The following is a 23,725-nucleotide window of genomic DNA, read 5'->3' as shown; positions in this document are numbered from 1 at the left end:
TCGGCAGCGGCGTCCTCGGCAGCGGCCAGGGCGGCCTGACGCGATGTGGGGGCTGACAGGGGCACAGAGCCCCTGTCACCGGGCCCGACCCGCCGATCCTGTCCACAGCAGGACCGGCCGGGCGGACCGGCCTCCGTCAGGCACCTTCACCTTCCTCACTCCACGAACGGGACACCTCGTCATGGCACCCAGCACCCTGCCCACCCATACCCCCACCCGCCCCACGGCCGGCCGGATCAGACGCGCCGCCGTCGCGGGCGTCGCCGTCCTCACCGCCGCCGGGCTGCTCTCCGCCTGCTCGTACGGCTCCAAGAGCGACGACAAGACCGCCGCCCCCGCGCCCGCCGCGTCCGGCGCGAAGCTCTCCGCCGACACCGTGAAGATCGGCTACTTCGCCAACCTCACCCACGGCACCGCCCTGGTCGGCCTCAAGCAGGGCATCCTCCAGCAGGAGCTCGGCGGCACGAAGATCAAGACGCAGGTGTTCAACGCCGGCCCCGCCGAGATCGAGGCGCTGAACGCCGGCTCCATCGACATCGGCTGGATCGGCCCCTCCCCGGCGATCAACGGCTACACCCAGTCCGGCGGCAAGTCCCTGAAGATCGTGGGCGGTTCGGCCTCCGGCGGCGTCAAGCTGGTGGTCAACCCCGCGAAGATCACCTCGGTGGACGACCTCAAGGGCAAGAAGATCGCCACCCCGCAGCTCGGCAACACCCAGGACGTCGCGCTGCTCAACTACCTGGCCGGCAAGGGCTGGAAGGTCGACGCGAACAGCGGCGACGGCGACGTCAAGGTGATCCGCAGCGACAACAAGGTCACCCCCGACGCCTACAAGTCCGGCTCCATCGACGGCGCGTGGGTGCCCGAGCCGACCGCCTCCAAGCTGGTCACCCTCGGCGCGAAGGTCCTGCTCAACGAGAAGGACGTCTGGCCGGACCGGAAGTTCGTCATCACCAACGTCATCGTGTCGCAGAAGTTCCTCAGCGAGCACCCCGACGTGGTCGAGGCCGTCCTGCGCGGCTCGGTGAAGACCAACGCCTGGATCAAGGCCAACCCCGACCAGGCGAAGGCCGCCGCCAACGAGCAGATCAAGGCCGACGCCGGCAACGCGCTCGACGCCGCGATCCTCGACCCGGCCTGGCAGGACATCGACTTCATCGACGACCCGCTGGCGAACACCCTCCAGTCCGAGGCCGACCACGCCGTCACCGCCGGCCTGCTCAAGAAGCCCAACCTGGCCGGGATCTACGACCTGACCCTGCTCAACAAGGTGCTCGCCGCAGCCGGGCAGCCCGCCGTCGCCGACGCCGGCCTCGGCGCCAAGTAGGCCCCGCCCCAAGGCTTTTCTTCCAACCGCTCAGGCCCCGGGTTCCGTCCCGCGCCCGCCGCTCGATGCCCACACCACGGGCGGGCGCGGGGCGGACCCCGGACACCGGCGACTCACCGCCGCTCCCTGCCCTGCCCGGACCACACCCGCAGGAGGTGCCCGTGACCACGGCACTGACCACCTCGCCCGACGCCCCCGGCGCGGACCACCCGGACGGCGACTTCGCCGTCCGCCTCTCGCACGTGCACAAGACCTTCGGCCGCCCCGGCACCGCCGCACCGGTCCTCGACGACATCAGCCTGACCGTCGCCCCCGGCGAGTTCGTCACCCTGCTCGGCGCCTCCGGCTGCGGCAAGTCCACCCTGCTCAACCTGGTCGCCGGCCTCGACCGCCCCACCTCCGGCACCATCGACGTCCCCGGCGGACGCCCCGCCCTGATGTTCCAGGACCACGCGCTGTTCCCCTGGCTCACCGCCGGCAAGAACATCGAACTCGCGCTGCGCCTGGCCGGCGTGGCCAAGGCCGACCGGCAGACCGAGGCCGAACGCCTGCTCGACCTGGTCCGCCTCGGCGGCTCCTACAAGAAGCGCGTCCACGAACTCTCCGGCGGCATGCGCCAGCGCGTCGCCCTCGCCCGCTCGCTCGCCCAGGGCTCCCAGGTCCTGCTGATGGACGAGCCGTTCGCCGCCCTCGACGCCATCACCCGGGACGTCCTGCACAACGAGATCACCCGCATCTGGGCCGAACGGCAGCTCGCCGTCCTGTTCGTCACCCACAACGTGCGCGAAGCCGTCCGCCTCGCCCAGCGCGTCGTCCTGCTCTCCTCCCGGCCCGGCCGGATCGCCCGCGAGTGGCGCATCGACCTGCCGCAGCCGCGCCGCATCGAATCCGCCGGGGTCGCGGATCTGTCCGTCGAGATCACCGAAGAACTGCGTGGGGAGATCCGCCGCCATGTCCAGAACTGAAACCCTCCCCACCTCGGCCGCCGCCGCCGACGACTCCGCGGGCGTCGAGGCCGGCCTGGACGCGCTCGAAACCGTCTCCGTCGAGCGCACCCCGCTCCCCGTGGTGCTGCGCCGCTCCGTCCTGCCGCCCGTCCTCGGCGTCGCCCTGGTCCTCGTCATCTGGCAGCTCGCCTACACCTTCGAGCTCACCACGCCCGACAAGCTGCCCAGCCCCGCCAACGTCTGGCACTCCCTCACCGAACTCTGGTACGAGGGAACGCTGTTCTCCATCATCTGGACCAGCGTCTGGCGCGGCCTGTCCGGCTTCCTGATGTCCGTCGTGATCGGCACCCCGATCGGCCTGCTGGTCGCCCAGGTCAAGCCGGTGCGCGCCGCGCTCGGACCGGTCCTCTCCGGCCTCCAGTCGCTGCCGTCGGTCGCCTGGGTGCCCGCCGCCGTCATCTGGCTCGGCATCAACAACTCCGCCATGTACGCCGTCATCCTGCTCGGCGCCGTCCCCTCCATCGCCAACGGCCTCATCGCCGGCGTCGACCAGGTCCCGCCGCTCTTCCTCCGCGCCGGCCAGACCCTCGGCGCGACCGGCCTGCGCGGCGCCCGCCACATCCTGCTCCCCGCCGCGCTCCCCGGCTACCTGGCCGGCCTCAAGCAGGGCTGGGCCTTCTCCTGGCGCTCCCTGATGGCCGCCGAACTCATCGCCTCCTCCCCCGACCTTGGCCTCGGCCTCGGCCGCTACCTGGAGAACCAGCGCGAGTTCACCAACATGTCCGGCGTCCTCCTCGGCATCCTCCTCATCCTCACCGTGGGCGTCGCCATCGACCTGTTGTTCTTCTCCCCCCTCGAACGCCGCGTCCTGCGCAGCCGCGGCCTCCTCGTCACCACCCGCTGACACCGATGGCTCTCCGCCCCTCCCCCCAACAGCCGCCCACCCCGGCGGCTGCGCCCCGCCACGAGCAACGCGACCGGGGGCAGGGCGGTAGCCTCGCGCCGCGCCACGAGCGCAGCGACCTGACGCGCCGTGACCCCGCGCCCCGTCAGGGGCGCGGGGGGTACCTCCCAGCCGAAGGCGAGGGGGCGGAACTGCGCGCGGCGGAAGGCGACTTCCCGCAGCCGCGCACCTCGCCCGCCCCCGCCCGCCGCTCGCACCCGGCTGCCGCCGCACCCCTCCTCCTGCTGGCCCACGGCTCCCGCGACCCCCGCCACGCCGCCACCGTCGAGGCCCTCGCCGACGCGATCCGCGAGCTCCGCCCCGAACTCCCCGTCACCACCGCCTACCTGGACCACTGCGCCCCCCGCATCGCCCAGGTCGCCCCCCGCCTCACCGACGCGATCGCGGTTCCTCTCCTGCTCAACCGCGCCTTCCACGCCAAGCACGACATCCCGGCCGCCCTCCGCGCCGCGGGCTCCACCATCCCCGTCGCCGACGTCCTGGGCCCGTCCCCGCTCCTCCTGGACGCCCTCGACCGCCGCCTCGCCGAGACCGGCCTCGACGTCACCGACCCGGCGGTCCGCGCCCGCACCGGCATCGTCCTGGCCGCCGCCGGCTCCTCCGACCCGGCCGCCAACGCCACCACCCGCGCCGTCGCCGCCACCTGGCAACGCACCCGAGGCTGGGCCGCCGTCACCACCGCCTACGCCTCCGCCACCACCCCCACCGTCACGGACGCCCTCACCACCCTCCGCCGCACCCCCACCGTCCACACCACCGCCGTCGCCCCGTACCTCCTCGCCCCGGGCCTCCTCCCGGACCGCATCGCCACCGCAGCAGCCACCGCCGACCACCTCGCAACCCCCCTCGGCGCGGCCCCGGAACTCACCCGCCTGGTCCTCACCCGCCACCACGAGGCGGCCCTCGCGGCAGACGCGCCCGCGGTACACACGGCCTGACCTCACCACCGGCCTGCGGACGGGGGTAACCCCGCCGGCCATGCGTGCAGCACCCGTCCGCCGACGTCGCCGTCGGCGTTGCCGTAAAGACCGCAGGAGGGCCCCGTCGGAAGTTAATTCGACGGGTCCCTCTCAAATATTCGAGGCTGCTCTTCGCCAAGCCTCACGAGAGGCCTAGGCAAAGACATAGGGGATCAATCAGGCTTTTCGGTAGGCAAATCACCCCAAAGCGGTGCTATGAAGCCCATCCCACAGCCCTTTCAGGCAATCCTTCTAGCGACTTGACTGACAATCAGAATAAGTACACAGACGGTGCCTTGGTGCGGCCTGTACATCGTGAACGAGCAAGCCATCCCTCCCCATCTTTCATGGACCCGCTTCACGGAAGACGAATGGGAACGAGCTCCGGGCTGACTTGATGCCCACTCATTTCGCATACAGTTCAACGACTTTACGCCGACCGACCGAGCACGCTCGCTGGTCGGGCCCATCCGATCAACCTCTGCCGCCACGCGGAAAGAGGCGGGTGCAGCCGAAATACCACTGGACAGTGGCCGGCAATGACGGTCCGTCACCGTGCTTGGACGACTGGGCTCGTGGTGTGCCGCATCGCTGGCCGGAGGTGCGGCGGACGGCCGCCGGGCGCAATGACAGCGCCCCCGGCGGCCAAAGGCGCCGAGGGCGGGACGGGCCGGGCCGAGCCCGGTGAGCTGTGTCAGAACTGCTGGAACGCCACCGCGAGTTCGTCCGCCGCCGACGGCAGCGGGGTGGTCAGGCCCGCCCAGGAGCCGTCGCGGAAGTGGAGGTCGAGGCGGCCGCGCTGGGTGACGCCCTTGGCGTTGCGCTGGGCGGCGGTGATCTCGTGGCGGGGCAGTTCGAACTGGAGGGCGTGCTGTTCGGTGAGCTGCCAGAGCTTGGCGCGGTCGGCGAGCAGCAGCAGGCGGCGGTCGGTGAGGACGAGCAGGGCGCTGCCGTTCGCGCCGTCCTCGTGCAGGCGGACGACGAGGCGGCCGGCGGTGGAGTGCCAGTCGCCGGCCATGCCCCTGCCGTGCCAGGCGGAGTCCGGCACGACGTCCATCATCCGGTCCTCGACGGCGCCGACCGCCGCCGACACCGGGTTGACCACCGCGTAGGCGCGCCGCAGCAGGCTGAACGGCTTGGCCAGCTTCTGTTCGAGCTCGCCCGGCTCGCGCGGCGCCAGCAACTCCTCCGGCGGGCGCGGGATGCCCGGCGCCAGCGAGACGGGCGCGGCGCCGAGCAGCCGCTCGCCGGCGGTCAGGAACGGCGTGGCGAACTGGCGGTCCCGGTCGAGCACGTGGGTTCTCCTGTCAGTGGTGGGCCGACTTACCCGAAGGCGTCCTCGAAGCGCCGACGGCGCTCCTCGGGACTCATCTCGGGCTCCTTCGCCGGCTGGGCGATGCCGGTCTTCTGCCGAAGTCCGGTGCTGGGACCGGGGTTTCCGCTGATCCGGTCGTCGGCCTCGTCCGCGATGATTCCGGCGCCGCTCTGGGTGATCTGCTGGAGCGCCTCGCCGGCCGGGTTGCCGGTGAGGCCGATGCCGTGCAGGCCGGCCTTGCCGATCGCCTTGGTCGCCGTCTTGGCCAGGTACGCCTCGACGTCGATCGGCCGGTTCCAGGTCCAGGGCTTCTTGGGGTTCAGGTGCGGGCGCTTGGAGACCGCCTTGAGGGCCTTCATGGCGTCCGCGATCTTCTTCAGCGCGCTGGCCAACTTCCTTACCAGGTTGGCTATTCGGGCGCTGGCGATGGCGCCCTCGGCGGCCGCCGCGGCGGCTTCGGCGGCCAGCGAGATGCCGGCGGTGATCACGCTGAACGCGAGCGACGCGGCGAGCGTGATGATCGCCCACTCGATCAGCTCACGGATCACCGTCTCGACCAGGTCCTGCGCCATCCGGGCCTCGGCGGCGGCCTCGTCGAGGAGTTCGGCGGTGCCCGCCATGTCCTCCGCCTCGGCCTCCAACGCCTGCTCGTACTCGGCGAGTTCGCGCTGGAACGCCTCGGACGCCTCACCCTGCCACTCGCCGGCCAGCGCGGCCCGGTCGCGCCGCTGGTCGGCGATCACCTCGCGCAGCTGGTCGGCCTGCTTGCGCCACAGTTCGGCGGCGGCCTCCAGGCCCTCCGGGTCGCCGGTGACGAACTCCAGCGGCTCGGCGAGCGGTTCCACGATGGGACGCATGATCTCGTCGATCACGCTGCCCAGCGGGGACATCCAGTCGTTGATCTTCGTGTAGGCGTCGACCGCGCCGGAGATCGGTCCGCTCATCAGCCCAGCCCTCCGGCGATCGCCTCCATGGTCCGCCCGACGCCCTCGTCGACCCGCTCGTACGCGCCGGCCATGCCGTCGGCGTACTCGCCGATCCGGTCCATGGTGTCGGCGGCCGCTCCGGCGTTCTCGATCGCCGCCTCCGAGCGCTCCACGTAGTCGCGGCCGGTCTCGTCGGACTCCGGGAGCTTCCCGAAGGCGGTCGGCGACAGTTGGTGTCCGCCGAGTTCGGCGCGGATCGCCCGCAGCTTCTCGGCCCGTTCCATGCTGGTGCGGGCGAACCGGCGCAGTGCGTCCGGCTCGACCGTGAACTCCCCCGCCATGTCGGCGTACCTCTTCCCCGTTGCCAGGGCCTGCGGCACGGGCGCGGGCAAGGCGACGCCATACGCAGACCATGAGTTGGCAAAGAAGCTAACACGACGTCGCGCGCAAGAGGTACCCCGGTGCTGGTGATTGACGCTCAGTCGGCCAGCCGGGCCCGCGCCCACGCGTCGGTGCAGCCCGCCGCCGCCTCCCGACGCGCCGCCACGAACCGCTCCGCGAGCGGCCCGTCCACGGCGTCCGCCCAGCGCCACGCGCCCACCGCGCACGCCTGCCGCAACGGGTCGCCGCCCGCCACGGCCGCCACCAGCTCCTCCTGCAGCCGCCGGCGCCCGCCCACCGTCAGCAGCACCTGCGCCAGCCAGCGCGGCGAGGACGGGTCGTCGTCGGCCAGCAGCGCGTCCAGCACCAGCGGGTACAGCCGGTGCGCGGCCTCCCGCTCCGCCGTCAGCCGCCGGTACGCCGCCTGCCGCTTGTGGCCGATCCGGTGGTACTGCGCGTAGCCCGGCGCCTGCGCGTCCAGCCGCGCCACCCGCTCGTCCGACGGGACGTCCACCACCACGCCGAGCGCCGCCACCAGGGCGTCCAACGCCGCCTCCTGCGCGTCCAGCCGCGCCTGCCGCTCCACCGGGACCGCCTCCTCACTCCTCGTCGCCCCGCAATAGTTGCAGGCGCGGGAATTTGCACATGTCGACTAAGCTTGTACGAAGTGACACGACCCCCGAAAGGAGCGCGGACGATGACCCGCTCGGATCCCGCCCTGGCACACGGCTGGTGCGCCCTGACCGCCCTGCACGGCCGGATCGAGGCCCACATCGAACGCGCCCTGCAGGCCGAACACGAGCTCAGCGTCCGCGAGTTCTCCGTCCTGGACGTGCTGAGTGCCCAGCACGACGACGACGGCGGCCACTTCCGGATGAACCAGCTCGCCGACGCGGTCGTGCTCAGCCAGAGCGCCACCACCCGCCTGGTCACCCGCCTGGAGGACCGCGGCCTGCTCGCCCGCTACCTCTGCCCCACCGACCGGCGCGGCATCTACACCAACGTCACCCCGGCCGGCCTCGCCCTCCTCGCCCGGGCCCGCCCCACCAACGACCGCGCCCTCGCCGAAGCCCTCACCACCGCCGAGACCCGCCCCGAACTGGCCCCCCTGGTCGCCACCCTCCGCCAAATGGGGCGCGACAACAGGGGCGCGGGGAACTGCGCGAGGGGGAACGCACCACGTCCGCAAGATCGCGACGCAGGACAATGACCTGCACCTGATCGCGACCTCACGGACGTGGTCTGCGCTTGTCGCGCAGTTCCCCCCAGCCCTGTCAGTGCGCTCCCATCCCCCCAAGAACCTCAGTCGGCCTTGCGCCGCTGCCGCCCCGTCCCGTAGTTCGACCCGCTCTTCGACCCGGACCCCGGCTTCGCCCGCCCCGACGCCTTGCCGATGAACCCGGCCGCCATCTGCGAACTCCCGCCGCCCGGGCGCTGCTTGGGCCGGGGCCGACGCGGGTTGCCGCTCATGTCGACGTCCTTGGGCAGCCCGCCGGACCGCTTCGCCGGGCGGCGCCGCCCCTCGCCGTCCGCCGACCTGCCGCCCCGGCCGCGGCCCTCCGGCTGCTCGGGGGCGACGGCGACCGCCGCCGCCGGAACCGGCAGCATGACGGCCACCCCGGACGGCGTCCGCGCGCCGGTGATGCGCTTGAGCTCGCCGTCCTCGGGCCGGACCTTGGTGATGGTGGGCCGGATGCCGGCGATGCTCATCAGGCGGTTGACCTCGCGGCGCTGCTCGGGCAGCACCAGGGTGACCACGGTGCCGGACTCGCCGGCCCGCGCGGTGCGCCCGCCGCGGTGCAGGTAGTCCTTGTGGTCGATCGGCGGGTCCACGTTGACGACCAGGTCGAGGCCGTCGATGTGGATGCCGCGCGCGGCGACGTTGGTGGCGATCAGCGCGGTGACCTGGCCGTCGCGGAACTGGTCGAGGACCCGGTTGCGCTGCGGCTGCGACTTGCCGCCGTGCAGCGCGGCGGCGACCACGCCGTGGGCGCGCAGCTGCTTGGCGAGCCGGTCCGCACCGTGCTTGGTGTGCACGAACATGATCACCCGGCCCTCGCGGGCGGCGATCCGGGCGGTGGTCTCGGCCTTGTCGGCGGGGTCGAGCTGGAGCAGGTGGTGGTCCATGGTGGTGACGGCGCCGGCCGACGGGTCCACCGAATGGGTGACGGGGTCGCTGAGGAAGCGGTTGACCAGCCGGTCCACGTTGCGGTCCAGGGTGGCGGAGAACAGCATCCGCTGCCCGCCCTCGGCGACCTGCTCCAGGAGCTTGACGACCTGCGGCAGGAAGCCCATGTCGGCCATCTGGTCGGCCTCGTCGAGGACGGTGATGGCGACGTCGTCCAGGCGGACGTCACCGCGCTGGATCAGGTCGTCCAGTCGACCGGGGGTGGCCACCAGCACCTCGGTGCCGCGCCGGACCTGGTTGGACTGGCGGGTGATCGACATGCCGCCGACCACGGTGGTGATCCGCAGGCCGAGCACCCCGGCGTAGGGGGCGAGGGCCTCGGTGACCTGCTGGGCGAGCTCGCGGGTCGGCACCAGCACCAGGGCCAGCGGGTGGCGGGCGGCGGCCCGCTTGCCGGCGGTGCGCACCAGCAGCGGAATGCCGAACGCCAGGGTCTTGCCGGAGCCGGTCCGGCCGCGGCCGAGGACGTCGCGTCCGGCCAGCGCGTCGGGCAGCGTGGCGGCCTGGATCGGGAACGGCTCGGTGACGCCCTGCGCGCCGAGCTCCTTCATCAGCCCGGACGGGAGGTTCAGCTCGGCGAAGCTCGCCGCCGGCGGGCGGGACGGGGTGCCCTGGACGGGCGTGAAGTCCTCGGCGGGCGCGGCCGTCGCGGCGGTGCCACGACGCGGCCGGCGCGGGCGCTCGGTACGGACCTGCTCGCCGCCGTCGCGAGGCGCACCGTCGCGAGGCGCACCGGCACGAGGCGCACCGGCACGAGGCGCGCCGGCCCGGGAAGCGCCGCCGCGGGCGGCGCCGGTGCGCGGCTTGCGGGCGCGGGGCTGGTCACCGCGCGAAGCCGACTGCTCGGTACGGGGCTGGCCGGCACGGGTCTGACCGGTGCGCGGACGGGACTGCTCGGGCATGCGTGTTCCTCTTCCTGAGGCCGTCGGCCGTCGCGCTCGGATGCGCGGCGGCGGGGTGTCGGCCGTCGGGAGGGAAGGGCCGCCCCGGCCGTCGGGCGGCATGGACGAGGGCCCGTACCTGTGGAGGTACGGGCCCTCGCCTGCGACACAAATGAGTCGGCGTCAGCCGGGACTCAGATGGTGCGGATGTTCTCCGCCTGCGGGCCCTTCTGGCCCTGGGTCACGTCGAACTCGACCTTCTGGCCCTCGATGAGCTCACGGAAGCCCTGGGACTGGATGTTCGAGTAGTGAGCGAAGACGTCAGCGCCGCCGCCGTCCTGCTCGATGAAGCCGTAGCCCTTTTCGCTGTTGAACCACTTCACGGTGCCGGTAGCCATAACCGTCTCCACTTTCACTGGGGCATTGGGACACACACCTCGTGCGCCCCACGTAGCCGCGATCCCCATCCGGAGACTAAACACCGGACAAAACAAATGCGCCTGTTGGTTGGAACCAGCAGGCGCACACACACGTTCATGGGAACCAATACTGCAACTGCTTCGACAATAGCACGGCCACCCCCGTCAACGGCGGCAAAAGTTCCGCTGGTCACACCGCGTTTCGGGGCGACACCGAGGGGGCATGCGGTCCGGTTGGACCGCATGCCCCCTCACGTGCGGCGACGGGCCGCTACCGGTGCGTGACCGTTCAGACCCGGCCGGCGGGCTGCGGCTCGTGGGCCGGGGCGGGCTCGTCGCCGTGGTCGGGCATCGCGCCGTGGCCGGGCCACCAGGCCTTCTTGCCGAGCAGCGCGGTGATCGCCGGGGTGAAGAACATCGCCATCACGAAGGCCGCCAGCACGATGCCGATGGCCAGCGCGAAGCCCAGCTCGGCGAACAGCACGTTGCCCGCCAGCATGAAGGTCGCGAAGGACGCCGCCAGGATGAAGCCGGCCGCGGCGACGGTGGGCCCGGCGTGCCGGACCGCCTCCTTGGCCGCCTCGCGCGGGCTGCGGCCCTCGCGGGCCTCCTCCCGGAGCCGGGCGATGATCAGGATGTTGTAGTCGGTGCCGATCGCCACCACGAACAGGTAGATGAAGATCGGCAGCATGAACATCAGGCCGGGCTCGGAGCCCAGCTTGAGGAAGGCCACCGTGGTGGCGCCCAGGGTCGCCGCGAAGCCGAGGCCGACCGAGGCCATCAGGTACCAGGGCGCGACCACGCTGCGCAGCTGGAGGCCCAGGATCAGCAGGATGAGCACGCCCGCCACCGGGAAGACCAGCTTGTAGTCGTGCGCCATCGCCAGGTTGATGTCCTTGTAGACGGACGAGGTGCCGCCGACCAGTGCCTCGGTGCCGCCGGGCGCGGCCTCGTGGGCGACGGCGCGCAGCTCGGTGACCGCGTCGATGGCGGCGTTGCTGGCCGCGGAGTCCTTGAGGATCACGGTGAGGTCGGCGGTGGTGCCGTCCTCGCTGAGCTTGTGCTCGGCCGGCACGTTGGCGACGCCGGGCACCTTGGCCAGCTTGGCGCCGAAGCCGTCCAGGGAGGCCGGGTCGAGCTTGCCGTTCGTGCTGGTGACGAAGACGTGCGTGGGGTCGGCGGCGCCCTCGGAGCCGCCCTTGCTGAGGACGTCCATGACGACCATGGACTCCTTGTCCTTCGGCATCATGCTCTTCGCCATGTCGAAGGTGCCCTGGTAGCCGAGGCCGGCCAGCGACAGGACGACCAGCAGGCCGCCGGAGACCAGCGCGACGATGCCGGGGCGGCGGCCCACGACCTTGCCGAGCTTGTGGAAGCGGGCGCCCTGCGGCTCCTCCATCCACTTGCGGCCGGGCCAGAAGGTGGCCTTGGCCGGGATGACGGCGAGCAGCGCCGGGGTCAGGGTGAGCGAGGCCAGCGCGGTGACGATCACCGAGATCGCCAGCGCCGGGCCGAGGGCGGTGAACATGCCGAGCTCGGAGAGCAGCAGCACCGCGAAGGCGACGGTGACCGCGCCGGCGGCGGAGGCGATCGCCTCGCCGACCCGGCCGACGCCGTTGGCGACGGCGGCCTTGCGGTCGTCGCCGGCGCGCAGCCGCTCGCGGTAGCGGAACATCAGGAACAGGAAGTAGTCGGTGCCGACGCCGAGGATGACGACGATCTGGATCGCGGAGGCGATCGGCGAGGACTTCAGGTCGAACAGGTCGGTGACGAAGGCGATCAGGCCGGTGGCGGCGATCATCGGGAACAGCGACAGCAGCACCGGCAGCCAGCCGACCAGGATGCCGCGGAAGATCACGCCGACGATGACCACGATCAGCACGACGGTGGCGAACATGGTGATCGCGTCGGTCGCGCTGGAGGACTCCTTCTGGTCCAGGCCCATCGCGGCCTGGCCGCCGACCTGGTACTTCAGCGCGGTGCCGCCGGCGAGCTGCCGGCCCTCCTCACGCAGCGCCTTGGCGGCGTCGGTGTACTCGTCGGTCTGCATCTTGGTCTTGTCGAGGGAGACCAGGCCCATGGCGTACTGCCCGTCGGGCGCGATGGTCTTCCCCTCCATCGGGGGGACGATCTGCTCGACCAGGGGTATGTGCTTGTCGGTCAGGCCCTTGACGACCTTGGCCATGTCGGCCTTGTCGGCGTCGGTGAGCCTGCCGCCGTCCTGGCGCTCGAAGAGCAGCAGGGCGGCCGGGGAGAACTCGGCCGGGAACTTGTCCTGCTGGACCACCGAGGCCCGGATGGACTCGTAGTTCTTCGGCAGGAACTCTGACTCGTCGGTCGACGCGCTCATCTTCGGGGCGAGCGAGATCAGCGCCATGGAGGCGACCACCCAGCCGATGATCACCCACCAGGCCCGCTTGACGACGAAGTGTCCAAGTCGGTGGAACATGCTCGAAATGCCTCCTGGGCATGGCACACCGCCACCAGCGGGGCGGGACCGGGCAACGGCCGGCCCGGCGCTCAGGGGCCCTCGGCAGGGCCTAGCCGGTCGGCAGGTAAGTATCAGTGAGCATCCTACGCGACCTTGCTTGCCGCCCGGCAAGTGGTTTATGTGTGTGCCCCCTGGGAGCGGCCACGGAGCCTGCCCCGACACCATCGTCGCCCGGCCGCACCCCCTCCCACCTCGTGCTCGGGATGGAGACCGCTCCCCCTCAGGGTGGACTCCCCGCTGCCCTCAAGGAGGAGACCCCGACCCCGGGGGTGGGGATAACCCCCTACTCCTCCCTGGGGGCAGGTCCAGGGAAAAGTCGGTGACTAGCCGGATGGTTCGTCAGATCCGCAGCTCATAGCGTCTGTTGTGCCGCCGGAAGCAGCCCGGGGGCACGCCGACCGGGGCGGCCCGCACCCGCCCGAACCCCTGGGGGACACCTACCGTGAAGCATGGAATCGCCGCCACGATGGGCGCCTGGAGCGCCCGTCACAGAAAGACCGCGGTCTTCGGCTGGCTGCTCTTCGTCGTTCTCGCCGCCTACCTCGGCGGCGTGCACGGCGCCACGAAGATCACCGACTCCGAGTCGATACCGGGCCAGGTCGCGCAGGCCGCCAAGATCCTGGACGACGCGGGGCTCAAGTCGCCGGCCGGCGAGACCGTCCTGGTGCAGAGCCGCACGCTGACGGCCGACGACGCCTCCTTCAAGGCCGTCGTCGACCAGGTCGCGTCCGCCGTGCAGGGCACCGGCAAGGTCGGGGAGCTGCACAGCCCGTACGAGACGGGCGCGGTCTCCGCCGACAAGCACTCGGCGCTGCTCCAGTTCACGATCACCGGGGAGGACCGCACGAAGGCCGTCGAGAACGTCCCGGCGGTGACGGACGCGGTGGCCGCCGTGCAGAAGCAGCACCCCGACCTGGTGGTCGAGGAGTTCGGCGAGGCCAGCGCCGGCAAGTGGTTCAACGACCAGTTCAGCGACGACTTCGCCCGCGCCGAGTGGACGGCGGTGCCGCTCGCCCTGGGCATCCTGCTGATCGCCTTCGGCGCGCTGGTGGCCGCGGTCCTGCCGGTGGTGCTGGCGATCACCGCCTTCGTCGCCGCGTCCGGCCTGGTCGCGCTCTCCTCCGGCCTGCTGCACACCAGCAACGACGCCTCCTCGGTGATGCTGCTGGTCGGCCTCGCGGTCGGCGTCGACTACTGCCTGTTCTACCTGCGCCGCGAGCGCGAGGAGCGGGCCGCCGGGCACGACGCCGAGACGGCGCTGCGGATCGCCGCCGCCACCAGCGGCCGCGCCGTGCTGGTCTCCGGCATCACCGTGGTGGTCGCCATGGCCGGCATGTTCCTCACCGGCATCGCCACCTTCAAGGCGATGTCCTTCGCCACCATCCTGGTCGTGATCACCGCCGTGCTCGGCTCGCTGACGGTGCTGCCCGCCCTGCTGTCGATGCTGGGAGACCGGGTGGAGAAGGGCAGGATCCCGTTCCTGCACCGCCTGCGCCGCAGCGGCCCCGAGGGCAGCCGGGTGTGGAACAGGATCCTCACCCCGGTGCTGCGCCACCCGCTGGCCGCCGCCGTCCTGGCCACCGCCGCCCTGCTGGCGATCGCCTCGCCGACGCTGACGATGCACACCGCCAACCTCACCTTCCAGCAGCAGCTGCCCAAGGGCAACGCCCTGGTCGCCACCTCGCAGCGGATCCAGGAGGCCTTCCCCGGCACCCCCTCCCCCGCCACCGTGGTCGTCCGGGCGAAGGACATCTCCTCCCCGGAGATGACGCAGGCCCTCGCCGATCTCCAGTCCCGGGCCCTCGCCACCGGCAAGATGCACGGCCCCACCAGCCTGACGCTGCACGCCGAGCAGAACGTCGCCACGGTCGACATCCCGCTCTACGGCACCGGCAACGACGCCGTCTCCGCCGAGGCGCTGAAGGTGCTGCGCGAGCAGGTCGTCCCCGCCACGGTCGGCAGGATCGCCGGCGCCGAGGCCCCGGTCACCGGCAGCACCGCCGGCTCGGTCGACTTCAACAAGCAGATGTCGGGCTCGATGCTCCCGGTCTTCGGCTTCGTGGTCGCCTTCGCCTTCCTGCTGATGCTCTGCTCGTTCCGCTCGCTGTCCGTCGCGGTCACCGCCGTGCTGCTCAACCTGCTCTCGGTCGGCGCCGCCTACGGCGTGCTGACGCTGGTCTTCCAGCACGGCGTCGGCGCCTCGCTGGTCGGCACCGCCGGCGTCGGCGCGGTGGAGAGCTGGATACCGCTGTTCCTGTTCGTGATCCTCTTCGGCCTGTCGATGGACTACCACGTGTTCGTGGTCTCCCGGATCAAGGAGGCGCACGACCGGGGCCTGCCCACCGGCGCGGCCGTCGCCCACGGCATCCGCACCACCGCCGGCGTGGTCACCAGCGCCGCCGTGATCATGGTCGGCGTGTTCTCGGTCTTCGGGACGCTGTCCATGCAGGTGATGAAGCAGATGGGCATCGGCCTCGCGGTCGCCGTCCTGATCGACGCCACGATCATCCGCGCCGTGCTGCTGCCCGCCGCGATGTCGCTGCTCGGCGACCGGAACTGGTACCTGCCGCGCTGGCTGCGCTGGCTGCCGCGGCTCGAAGGGGAGGCGCCCGCCGCCCCGGCCGGCACCGGCACGCACCGCGGCCGCGGCGAGCACGAACTGGTGGGCTGACCCCGCCGCCCGGCCCGGCCCTCTCACCCCGCCGCCCGGCCCGGCCCCGTCTCGCCGACAATGAGCAGGTGATTTTCGACGAAACGGGGGCCCGGGCCCTCCTCCAGCAGGCGTGCGCCCCGACCGGCATCGACCCGGTCGGGGCCGCGCTCATCGCGCTCGGCCAGAACGCCGTCTTCGACCTGCCGGCGCTCGGCCTGGTCGCCAAGGTCGGCCGCACTCCCGGCTCGGCCGACCGCGCCGCCCGCGAACTCGCCCTGGCCGGCTGGCTTGACGACGCGGGCGTGCCGGTGGTCCGCCCCGCCGACTCCGCCGTGCACCTGGCCCAGGACCACCCCGTCACGCTGTGGCACCGCCTGGAGCCCGCCGTCCGCCCGGCCCGGCCCGCCGACCTCGCCCCGCTGCTGCGCGCCCTGCACGCGCTGCCCGCCGAGCCCGCCCCGCCGGTGGCGCTCGGCCGGCGGGATCTCCTTGCGCCGGTGGACAGTTGGCTGGCGACTGCGGAGGGTCACATCGATCCGGCGGACGTGACATTCCTCCGTGACCGGAAAGAGAGCTTTGTCACCGCTATTTCCGAATTGACCCCTTTCCTCCCCTCCGGCCCGATCCACGGCGACGCCCTGCCGCGCAACGTGCACATCGCCCCCGCCGGTCCGGTGCTGCTCGACCTCGAATACATGGCCTCCGACCTGCGCGAGCACGACCTGGTGGTGCTGGCGCTCAGTCAGGACCGCTACGGCGTACCGGCCGAGGAGGTCGCGGCGTTCAACGCGGCCTACGGCTGGGACGTCCGCGAGTGGCCGGGCTTCGCGGTGCTGCGCGGGGCGCGGGAGACCGCGAGCGCCGCGTGGGTGGCCCAGCAGACGCCCGGAAACCCGTCCGCCCGGGCCGAGTTCCGTCGCCGCGTGGACTCGCTGCGTGACGGAGCGGCGGCAGTACGCTGGTTCGCGTTCTGACCGCTTCCGTTCGGTGCCCGCCCTGTGGCGCAGCGCACACCCGGACGGAACCACCTCGGTCGTACCCGGCGTCGTATCCGATCAGACGCCCCGCCGCGCAGGCGACAGGTACGACGTCAGGAGTCGTTCCATGGTGAAGTCCCGCATATCCGCCCGTCGTCGTTCTCTCCTCATCGGTGCCTCCGCACTGCTCGCCCCGGCCCTGCTGGCGGCCTGCGGTGCGCACGGCACCCCCGTCGCGGCCGGGGAGGCCGCGCAGCACTCGGCGGCGTCGCCGAGCGCGAGCACGAGCACGAGCGCGACCCCGGGCGGTGGCGGGAGCTCCTCGGCGGCGGCCCGGCCGGCGCCGAGCGGCGGCTCCTCGTCCCCGCTCGCCACGCCGAGCCAGGACCCGACCACGGCGAGCCGGACGCCTTCGCCGTCCGCGCCGAGCGGCACCCCGTCCACGCCCGCCCCCGGCGGCTCCGCGAAGCCGACCGGCGCGGCCGAGAGCCACGCCCCGGCCACCCACGTGCTGTCGCACACCGCCTCGGGCGGCAGGACCGTGGCGCTGACCTTCGACGACGGCCCGGGACCGGCCACCGGCCAGGTGCTGGACCTGCTGGCGAAGTACGACGCGAAGGCGACGTTCTGCGAGATCGGCGACAACGCGCAGGCCCACCCGGCGGCCGTCCAGCGGATCCTCGCCGAGGGCCACCGCCTGTGCGACCACACCGTCGACCACCCGCAGCCGATGCACGCCCAGACCCACCAGCAGCAGGTGGCGGAGATCGCCGACGCCAAGGCGCAGATCGTGAACGCCGCCGGTGGCGACGCGAAGATCACCTGGTGGCGCGCGCCGGGCGGCGACTTCACCGCCGAGAACGAGAAGATCGGCGCCGACCAGGGCATGAAGTCCCTCGGCTGGTCGGTCGACCCGCGCGACTGGTCGCGCCCGGGCGTGCAGTCGATCGTCACCACCGTGCAGCAGAACCTGCGCCCGGGCGGCGTGGTGCTGATGCACGACGGGGGCGGCGACCGCACCCAGACCGTCGCGGCGCTCAAGCAGCTGCTGCCGTGGCTGGTGGCGCAGGGCTACACTTTCGACTTCCCCCAGTCCTGACCGGCCATCGCGCCGAGGCGTCCCGACGGCCCGTCGGGACGCCTCTTCGGCTTCCAGGAGCCCCGTGCCCGCCTTCGTGCACCGCGTCACCAAGTACGACCCCGCCCACCGCGACGAGCGCGGCCACTACCTCGCCGACGACGACGTCGACAGCGACCGCGGCCCGATCGAGGCGGCGTACCTGCAGGCGGTGGTCGCGTTCGCCGAGGAGTGCGGCGTCGACCGGCTGTCCGTCCGCGACCCGGGGGCGTTCCTGCTCGAACCCGACGAGGACGGGATGCGCCTGACGGACCTGTTCCCGAGCCTGTGGGATTTCCACGACGGCGCGAAGGTCCCGCTGGAGACCGCGCTGGAACTGGTGCGGATGATGCTCCGCGGCGACGAGGGCTGGTGCCTGCTGGAGGCCGGGGACGGGTTCTTCGTGCACATCGGCTACGACCAGTACATGTACATCGGCACCGACCGGCCGTGCGAGCGCGCCGCAGCGCAGGCCCGCCGGCTGGGCCTGTTCCCGGAGCCGGTGCCGGAGTCGCCGTACGAGGAGGAGTCGGACGAGCCGGGCGAACAGCGGCCCGCCGACGAGGAGTTCTGGGCGCGGGTGCACTGGCTGGTCTCCACGGGGCAGGCCGACGTCCTGGAGGAGTCGCCGATCCAGGGCCTCTCCCGCTGGCACCGCCTGACACCCGACACCCTCGACACGGTGCGTGCGGGCCTCGCGCCTCGCGCCATGCTGACGCTCTGGCCGCCGCTGTCCACCGATGTCGCGTCCGTGCTGGCGTCGCTCCCCGAGGACGACACCCGGGAGTTCGTCTGGGAGGACGCGTCGGGGACCGTCCGCAGCGTGACCGTGCACGACGACGAGCACGCGGAACTGGCCGCCCGGGTGGCGGGCGCGCGGGCCGCCTGCGCGCTGCCGACCACGGTCGACGAGCGCCGTCCGCTGCTCAGCGGCGTGCTCCCCGACCCGGACGGCGTGCTGCGGGCCCGCTGGCGGACCACCTGGTCGCCGTGCGACGAGACCTGGGCGTTCCTGAAGTCGCTGCGCCCCGGTCAGGCCGTCACCGGCACGGTCGTCGAGATCGCCGACACCGTGGTGTTCGTGGACGTCGGCGGGTTCACCGCGCGAATCCGCCGACCGGAGCTGTCCTGGCGGTGGAGCGGAGCCGTTGAGGACCGCGTCCGTGTGGGCCAGGAGATCACCGCCGCCGTGCTCGGCACCGACCTGGTGCGGGAGGAGCTCCACCTCTCGCCGAGGGCGCTGGAGGACAACCCGCTGCTCCAACTGTCCGCCCGCGTCGGCGAGTCGGTCGACGGCGTGGTCACCAGGGTGCTGCCGTTCGGCCTGCTCGTCCGGATCGAGGACCGCCCGAACGGCCTCCAGGGGCTGGTGCCCGCCGCCGAGTCGGCCGGCCTGGCCGTCCGGGTCGGTGACGGGCTGACCGTGCGGATTCTCGAAGTCGACCTGGCCCGGCAGCGGTTCCTGCTCTCCTGCCGCTGATCGGCGGCCGCCGCCCTCAGGAGGCCGCCTTGAGCGGCCAGCGCGGGTCGACGGTGGCGGCCGGGTCCTTGCGGCGCAGCCAGGCCTGGAGGTCGGTGGCCCAGGTGCGGTACCAGTCGATCTGGCGGCGGTGGAGTTCGTCGAGGGGGAGGTCGCCGGCCTGGTCGGGGTAGCGGTGGCCGAGGGCGACGGCGACCCGGACGGCGGCGAGGGCGTCGCTGCCGGCCTCGTGGGCGTCGTGGAGTTCGACGCCGTAGACCTCGCAGACCCGCTGGAGGGTGCGGGAGCCCTTGCGGTACTTGTCGAGGGCGCGGTCGACGACCATCGCGTCGACCACGGGGGTGACGGGGCCGCCGAGGCGTTCGGCGAGGGTGGGGCGGCCGTGGCGGCGCAGTTCGGCGTCGAGCAGCGACAGGTCGTAGGGCGCGTTGAAGGCGACCACGGGCCGGCCGGCGGCGAGCCGCTGGTGCAGGGCGCGGGCGATCTCCTCGACGGCCTCGGCGGCGGGCCGGCCGTGGGCGCGGGCCTCGGCGTCGGTGATGCCGTGGATGGCGGTGGCCTCGGCCGGTATCGGGACGCCGGGGTCGATCAGCCAGTTGGTGGCCGCCTCGACGCGGCCGCCGAGGGTGTCGACCACGGCGGCGGTGACGATCCGGGACTCCTGCGGGTCGGTGCCGGTGGTCTCCAGGTCGAAACCGGTCAGTGGCCCCTTCCACCAGGTCATGGGGTGTGTCCTTCCGTCAGCACTGCCAAGACGCGGACCATCATCGCCTGCCGCTGTGACAGTGCCGACGGCGCGTCCGCGCTTCGACGGGCGACGGTGCTGGTCAGGACACCGCGCGGGAGTCCCCCCAGAGGTCCTCGAACTCCTCCCGGTAGACCTCCAGCAGTCCGGGTTCGGTGCCGCCGGCCTCCTGTCCGGCGCCGCCGCGCAGCACCAGGGCGGGCGATTCGATGCCGCGGGCCTTGCGCAGGTAGGGCTGGATCACGCCGAGGTCGGTGGAGCGGCGGCGGCCGCCGGCGCCGGTGGTGCGCTGGCCCTCGACCAGGTAGGCGGTGAACCGGGGCAGTTCGTCGAAGACCCGGATCTCGAAGCTGCCGGGGTCGCGCAGCCGGGCCCTGACGCGCCGCACGTGCATGATGTTCATCTCCACCGAGCGCCCCAACTCGCCGCGCCCGAGGCCGAGTTCGCGTTCGCGTCGGCGTACGGCGCTGCTCGCGGGGTTGAGGAACAGCAGCCGCACCCGGCAGCCGTCGGTGGCGAGACGCACCAGGCGCTTGCCGGTGTAGTTCTGGCAGAGCATGCCGAGGCCGATGCCGACGGCGTCCAGCCGCCGGGCGCCGTCGAGCAGGACCTCGACGGGCAGGTCGCGCTGCAGGCGGACCCGGTCGGGGTGGACGGCGACCACGTCGGCGTAGCGGCCGGCGACGAGTTCCTCGACCACGTCGGCGGGGACGCCGCCGTGCGCGCCGTCGAGCAGCGCGAGCAGCCGGGCCGCGGCGCGTTCGGTCTGGTCGAGGACGGTCCGGGTGAGCGCCCGGTTGCGGGAGACGACGTGCCGGGCGACCTCCAGCTCGTCCAGGGCGAGTTCGATCTCACGGCGGTCGACCAGGTGCGGTTCGAACAGCGGCCAGTGCTGGACGGTCAGTTCGCGCAGCTGCGGCAGGGTGAGGAAGACCAGCGGGTCGTCGTCGACGGGGTCGAGCAGGTAGCCCTTGCGGCGGGAGACCTCGCGGACGGCGGCGGCCCGGTGCACCCACTCCTCGCCGGCCGGTCCGGCGGCGGCGGTGACCCACTCCTCGCCGTGCGCGGGCGCGTAGACGGGGCGCAGCACTTCGTGGACGAGGGCACGCATCCGCTGTTCGACCAGGTTGAGCCAGACGTAGGCGCGGCCGGCCAGCCGGACCCGGCGGTAGGCGTCGTCCCACTGGCCGGGGGACCAGCCGGGCGGCATGCCGTCGGCGGGGCCGCCCTGCGGGGGCAGCGGTCCGCGTCCGGCGCCGGTGCGGACGACCAGGGTCGGGGCCTCGCTGCTGCCGGCCCGCGGGTCGTGTCCGTCGCCGTCGGCGGGGAACGCCATCCGCTACCTCACCTCTCGCCCGCCGCCCAGGGGCTGACGGCCTGTCCGCTGACTCGTTCCACCATGTCGGCCCCTGGTCGCCGGCCGCACGGGCCCGGGGTTCGTCGCGCGGTCCGGACGATCAAGGGTATCGCCCCCGGTGGCCGTGACACAGCCCTCTTGACAGCTCCCGGGGCGGCAGTCGACGGTCCGTCACGGCCCGGCCGGGGCGGGCCGTCCGGCCCGGCGGCCAGGACACCCGTCCGGGCGAACAACGCGCGAATGGACGCGGATGGGCGAGGAGTTCGGACGTCCGGCGAGGAGGATTCCGGTGTGCCGGGCGTCGCGCCGCCGACGCCCGCACCACTTGCTCGGGCGCTCCGCCGGGTGGCCAACCCGCGGGGCGCCGATCGGCGTCTGGCACTGGGGAGTCGAGGACACATGCAGGTCTGGCCGGGGCAGCCCTACCCGCTCGGCGCCACCTATGACGGCGCGGGCACGAACTTCGCGGTGTTCTCCGAGAGCGCGGACCGGATCGAGCTCTGCCTGCTCGCCGAGGACGGCACGGAGACGGCGGTGGAGCTGCGCGAGACCGACGCGTTCGTCCGGCACGCGTACCTGCCGGGCGTCCAGCCGGGCCAGCGCTACGGGTTCCGGGTGCACGGCCCGTTCCAGCCGGGGCTGGGGCTGCGGCACAACGCCTCGAAGCTGCTGCTGGACCCGTACGCGAAGGCGATGGGCGGCCACATCGACTGGGACGAGTCGGTGTACGGCTACCACTTCGGCGCGCCGGAGCGCCGCAACGACCTGGACTCGGCGCCGCACACCATGCACTCGGTGGTGATCAACCCGTACTTCGACTGGGGCACCGACCGGCCGCCGCGCACCGACTACCACCGCACGGTGGTGTACGAGGCGCACGTGAAGGGCCTGACGAAGCTGCACCCGGGCATCCCGGAGGAGATCCGCGGCACGTACGCGGGCCTGGCGCACCCGGCGGTGATCGAGCACCTGGCAAAGCTGGGCGTCACCGCGATCGAGCTGATGCCGGTGCACCAGTTCGTCCGCGACCACCGGCTGCGCGACCTGGGGCTGTCCAACTACTGGGGCTACAACACGATCGGCTACTTCGCCCCGCACTCCTCGTACTCCTCGACGGGCGACCGCGGGCACCAGGTGCAGGAGTTCAAGTCGATGGTGAAGGCGCTGCACGCGGCGGGCATCGAGGTGATCCTCGACGTGGTGTACAACCACACCGCGGAGGGCAACCACCTCGGGCCGACGCTGTCCTTCCGCGGCCTGGACAACGCCTCGTACTACCGGCTGGCGAAGGACCAGCGGTTCTACGAGGACACCACCGGCACCGGCAACTCGCTGCTGATGCGCTCGCCGCACGTCCTTCAGATGATCATGGATTCGCTGCGGTACTGGGTCACCGAGATGCACGTGGACGGCTTCCGCTTCGACCTGGCGGCGACGCTGGCCCGGCAGTTCCACGAGGTGGACCGGCTGTCCTCGTTCTTCGACCTGGTGCAGCAGGACCCGGTGGTCTCCCAGGCCAAGCTGATCGCCGAGCCGTGGGACCTCGGCGAGGGCGGCTACCAGGTCGGCAACTTCCCGCCGCTGTGGACGGAGTGGAACGGCCTGTACCGGGACACCGTCCGCGACTTCTGGCGCGGCGAGCCCGCCACGCTGGCCGAGTTCGGCTCCCGGCTGACCGGCTCCTCCGACCTGTACCAGGACGACGGCCGCCGCCCGATCGCCTCGATCAACTTCGTCACCTGCCACGACGGTTTCACGCTGCGCGACCTGGTCTCGTACAACGACAAGCACAACGAGGCCAACCGGGAGGACAACCGGGACGGCGAGTCCTTCAACCGCTCGTGGAACTGCGGCGCGGAGGGCGACACCACCGACCCCGGGGTGCTCGAACTGCGGGCCCGCCAGCAGCGCAACTTCATCGCCACCCTGATGCTCTCGCAGGGCGTGCCGATGCTCTCGCACGGCGACGAGCTGGGCCGCACCCAGCGCGGCAACAACAACGCCTACTGCCAGGACAACGAGCTGACCTGGCTGGCCTGGCCGGACCCGGGCGGCGAGCGGGCCGACACCCGGCTGCTGGAGTTCACCCAGGGCATGATCTGGCTGCGCCGCGACCACCCGGTCTTCCGCCGCCGCCGCTTCTTCCACGGCCGCCCGGTCTCCGGCACCCACGACGCCCTGACCGACATCGCCTGGTTCACCCCGGGCGGCGAGGAGATGACCGAGCAGGACTGGTCGACCAGCTACGCGAAGTCGCTGACGGTCTTCCTGAACGGCAACGCCATCTCCGAGCCCGACCGGCGCGGCGGCAAGATCGTCGACGATTCGTTCCTGCTGATGTTCAACGCCCACGCCGAGCCGATCGACTTCACCGTCCCGGCCGGCCACGGCGAGGCCTGGCAGGTCGTCGTCGACACCTCGCTGCCCGCCCTGCCCGCCCCCGGCACCGGGCCGCGCGCCAAGGCCGGCGACACCCTGCGGCTGCTGGACCGCTCGCTGATGGTGCTCCAGCGCCCCGCGTAGGCCGGACGGCCCCGCCCGGGAACCACCCGTTCGAGGCAGTGCGCGGTAGGCCTCCGACGGTCCGGGTAGGGATCG

Annotated in this window: 19 protein-coding genes; 10 read left to right on the top strand and 9 right to left on the bottom strand. The window is 72.5% G+C overall.

The genetic code is table 11. The features are described from left to right. The first annotated feature begins 181 nt into the window (after positions 1–181). The 4 genes from ACWEMJ_RS15835 to ACWEMJ_RS15820 all read left to right on the top strand — a co-directional run bounded on the left by ACWEMJ_RS15835 (position 182) and on the right by ACWEMJ_RS15820 (position 4,176). The gene (locus ACWEMJ_RS15835; RefSeq protein ID WP_452137611.1) at positions 182–1,327 is read left to right on the top strand and encodes an aliphatic sulfonate ABC transporter substrate-binding protein; all 1,146 of its coding nucleotides are present in this window, start codon (positions 182–184) and stop codon (positions 1,325–1,327) included. A gap of 173 nt (positions 1,328–1,500) precedes the next feature. Then, positions 1,501–2,292: an ABC transporter ATP-binding protein gene (locus ACWEMJ_RS15830; RefSeq protein ID WP_452137635.1), complete on the top strand. Its 792-nt coding sequence runs from the start codon at positions 1,501–1,503 to the stop codon at positions 2,290–2,292. Then, positions 2,279–3,178, top strand: a complete 900-nt coding sequence (locus ACWEMJ_RS15825) for an ABC transporter permease (protein WP_452137610.1) — start codon at positions 2,279–2,281, stop codon at positions 3,176–3,178. Before ACWEMJ_RS15830 ends, ACWEMJ_RS15825 begins: the two co-directional genes overlap by 14 nt. Positions 3,179–3,459: 281 nt before the next feature. Further along, entirely contained in the window at positions 3,460–4,176 is a 717-nt protein-coding gene (locus tag ACWEMJ_RS15820; protein ID WP_452137634.1) for a sirohydrochlorin chelatase, read from the top strand. A gap of 715 nt (positions 4,177–4,891) precedes the next feature. Here ACWEMJ_RS15820 and ACWEMJ_RS15815 read toward each other — a convergent pair. The 4 genes from ACWEMJ_RS15815 to ACWEMJ_RS15800 all read right to left on the bottom strand — a co-directional run bounded on the left by ACWEMJ_RS15815 (position 4,892) and on the right by ACWEMJ_RS15800 (position 7,405). Continuing rightward, positions 4,892–5,491 carry a hypothetical protein gene (locus ACWEMJ_RS15815; protein WP_452137609.1) on the bottom strand — a complete coding sequence of 200 codons (600 nt, stop codon included), beginning with the start codon at positions 5,489–5,491 and terminating at the stop codon, positions 4,892–4,894. A gap of 29 nt (positions 5,492–5,520) precedes the next feature. Next, the gene (locus ACWEMJ_RS15810; protein ID WP_452137608.1) at positions 5,521–6,456 is read right to left on the bottom strand and encodes a WXG100 family type VII secretion target; all 936 of its coding nucleotides are present in this window, start codon (positions 6,454–6,456) and stop codon (positions 5,521–5,523) included. Beyond that, complete coding sequence (locus tag ACWEMJ_RS15805; RefSeq protein WP_452137607.1) at positions 6,456–6,779, bottom strand: hypothetical protein; 324 nt, start codon at positions 6,777–6,779, stop codon at positions 6,456–6,458. Before ACWEMJ_RS15805 ends, ACWEMJ_RS15810 begins: the two co-directional genes overlap by 1 nt. A 137-nt stretch (positions 6,780–6,916) precedes the next feature. Then, the gene (locus ACWEMJ_RS15800; RefSeq protein ID WP_452137606.1) at positions 6,917–7,405 is read right to left on the bottom strand and encodes a hypothetical protein; all 489 of its coding nucleotides are present in this window, start codon (positions 7,403–7,405) and stop codon (positions 6,917–6,919) included. Positions 7,406–7,516: 111 nt separating this feature from the next. Between ACWEMJ_RS15800 and ACWEMJ_RS15795 the strand changes: the two genes are divergently transcribed. Further along, the gene (locus ACWEMJ_RS15795) at positions 7,517–8,029 is read left to right on the top strand and encodes a MarR family winged helix-turn-helix transcriptional regulator (protein WP_452137605.1); all 513 of its coding nucleotides are present in this window, start codon (positions 7,517–7,519) and stop codon (positions 8,027–8,029) included. Between the two features lie 92 nt (positions 8,030–8,121). Here the strand turns inward: ACWEMJ_RS15795 and ACWEMJ_RS15790 are convergent, their stop codons facing one another. From ACWEMJ_RS15790 to ACWEMJ_RS15780, 3 genes are all read right to left on the bottom strand, one after another. Further along, a complete protein-coding gene (locus ACWEMJ_RS15790) occupies positions 8,122–9,909 on the bottom strand; it encodes a DEAD/DEAH box helicase (RefSeq protein ID WP_452137604.1) in 1,788 nt (595 codons plus the stop codon). A gap of 173 nt (positions 9,910–10,082) precedes the next feature. After that, a complete protein-coding gene (locus ACWEMJ_RS15785) occupies positions 10,083–10,286 on the bottom strand; it encodes a cold-shock protein (protein ID WP_035861312.1) in 204 nt (67 codons plus the stop codon). A 310-nt stretch (positions 10,287–10,596) separates the two neighbouring features. Beyond that, positions 10,597–12,756 carry an MMPL family transporter gene (locus ACWEMJ_RS15780; RefSeq protein ID WP_452137603.1) on the bottom strand — a complete coding sequence of 720 codons (2,160 nt, stop codon included), beginning with the start codon at positions 12,754–12,756 and terminating at the stop codon, positions 10,597–10,599. A gap of 508 nt (positions 12,757–13,264) precedes the next feature. Here ACWEMJ_RS15780 and ACWEMJ_RS15775 point away from each other — a divergent pair. The 4 genes from ACWEMJ_RS15775 (at position 13,265) to ACWEMJ_RS15760 (ending at position 19,025) form a co-directional block, all read left to right on the top strand. Next, positions 13,265–15,469: an MMPL family transporter gene (locus tag ACWEMJ_RS15775; protein ID WP_452137633.1), complete on the top strand. Its 2,205-nt coding sequence runs from the start codon at positions 13,265–13,267 to the stop codon at positions 15,467–15,469. 68 nt (positions 15,470–15,537) lie between these two features. Beyond that, positions 15,538–16,425: a phosphotransferase enzyme family protein gene (locus ACWEMJ_RS15770; RefSeq protein WP_452137602.1), complete on the top strand. Its 888-nt coding sequence runs from the start codon at positions 15,538–15,540 to the stop codon at positions 16,423–16,425. Positions 16,426–16,555: 130 nt separating this feature from the next. Further along, positions 16,556–17,527, top strand: a complete 972-nt coding sequence (locus tag ACWEMJ_RS15765) for a polysaccharide deacetylase family protein (protein WP_452137601.1) — start codon at positions 16,556–16,558, stop codon at positions 17,525–17,527. Positions 17,528–17,591: 64 nt separating this feature from the next. Then, positions 17,592–19,025: a S1 RNA-binding domain-containing protein gene (locus ACWEMJ_RS15760; protein WP_452137600.1), complete on the top strand. Its 1,434-nt coding sequence runs from the start codon at positions 17,592–17,594 to the stop codon at positions 19,023–19,025. Between the two features lie 16 nt (positions 19,026–19,041). On the opposite strand, the gene ACWEMJ_RS15755 is transcribed toward ACWEMJ_RS15760, so the two are convergent. Both ACWEMJ_RS15755 and ACWEMJ_RS15750 read right to left on the bottom strand, forming a co-directional pair. Further along, positions 19,042–19,749, bottom strand: coding sequence for an exonuclease domain-containing protein (locus ACWEMJ_RS15755; RefSeq protein WP_452137599.1), 708 nt, complete (start codon positions 19,747–19,749; stop codon positions 19,042–19,044). A gap of 103 nt (positions 19,750–19,852) precedes the next feature. Continuing rightward, the gene (locus ACWEMJ_RS15750; RefSeq protein WP_452137598.1) at positions 19,853–21,106 is read right to left on the bottom strand and encodes an SAV2148 family HEPN domain-containing protein; all 1,254 of its coding nucleotides are present in this window, start codon (positions 21,104–21,106) and stop codon (positions 19,853–19,855) included. Between the two features lie 420 nt (positions 21,107–21,526). Here ACWEMJ_RS15750 and glgX point away from each other — a divergent pair, with 420 nt between their 5' ends. Continuing rightward, positions 21,527–23,650 (top strand): glycogen debranching protein GlgX, encoded by a 2,124-nt coding sequence (gene glgX, locus ACWEMJ_RS15745; protein ID WP_452137597.1) that lies wholly within the window; start codon positions 21,527–21,529, stop codon positions 23,648–23,650. Positions 23,651–23,725 lie beyond the last annotated feature (75 nt).

It is taken from the genome of Kitasatospora sp. NPDC004531 (assembly GCF_053602195.1).
This window is presented reverse-complemented; position numbering and strand designations above follow the sequence as displayed.

What these genes read in the sequence shown, in the direction of transcription:
- ACWEMJ_RS15835 (WP_452137611.1), top strand. Translation starts at nt 182, where the DNA reads ATGGCACCCAGCACCCTGCCCACCCATACCCCCACCCGCCCCACGGCC.
- ACWEMJ_RS15825 (WP_452137610.1), top strand. Translation starts at nt 2,279, where the DNA reads ATGTCCAGAACTGAAACCCTCCCCACCTCGGCCGCCGCCGCCGACGAC.
- ACWEMJ_RS15810 (WP_452137608.1), bottom strand. Translation starts at nt 6,456, where the DNA reads ATGAGCGGACCGATCTCCGGCGCGGTCGACGCCTACACGAAGATCAAC.
- ACWEMJ_RS15805 (WP_452137607.1), bottom strand. Translation starts at nt 6,779, where the DNA reads ATGGCGGGGGAGTTCACGGTCGAGCCGGACGCACTGCGCCGGTTCGCC.
- ACWEMJ_RS15795 (WP_452137605.1), top strand. Translation starts at nt 7,517, where the DNA reads ATGACCCGCTCGGATCCCGCCCTGGCACACGGCTGGTGCGCCCTGACC.
- ACWEMJ_RS15790 (WP_452137604.1), bottom strand. Translation starts at nt 9,909, where the DNA reads ATGCCCGAGCAGTCCCGTCCGCGCACCGGTCAGACCCGTGCCGGCCAG.
- ACWEMJ_RS15785 (WP_035861312.1), bottom strand. Translation starts at nt 10,286, where the DNA reads ATGGCTACCGGCACCGTGAAGTGGTTCAACAGCGAAAAGGGCTACGGC.
- ACWEMJ_RS15780 (WP_452137603.1), bottom strand. Translation starts at nt 12,756, where the DNA reads ATGTTCCACCGACTTGGACACTTCGTCGTCAAGCGGGCCTGGTGGGTG.
- ACWEMJ_RS15775 (WP_452137633.1), top strand. Translation starts at nt 13,265, where the DNA reads ATGGGCGCCTGGAGCGCCCGTCACAGAAAGACCGCGGTCTTCGGCTGG.
- ACWEMJ_RS15765 (WP_452137601.1), top strand. Translation starts at nt 16,556, where the DNA reads ATGGTGAAGTCCCGCATATCCGCCCGTCGTCGTTCTCTCCTCATCGGT.
- ACWEMJ_RS15755 (WP_452137599.1), bottom strand. Translation starts at nt 19,749, where the DNA reads ATGACCTGGTGGAAGGGGCCACTGACCGGTTTCGACCTGGAGACCACC.
- ACWEMJ_RS15750 (WP_452137598.1), bottom strand. Translation starts at nt 21,106, where the DNA reads ATGGCGTTCCCCGCCGACGGCGACGGACACGACCCGCGGGCCGGCAGC.
- glgX (WP_452137597.1), top strand. Translation starts at nt 21,527, where the DNA reads ATGCAGGTCTGGCCGGGGCAGCCCTACCCGCTCGGCGCCACCTATGAC.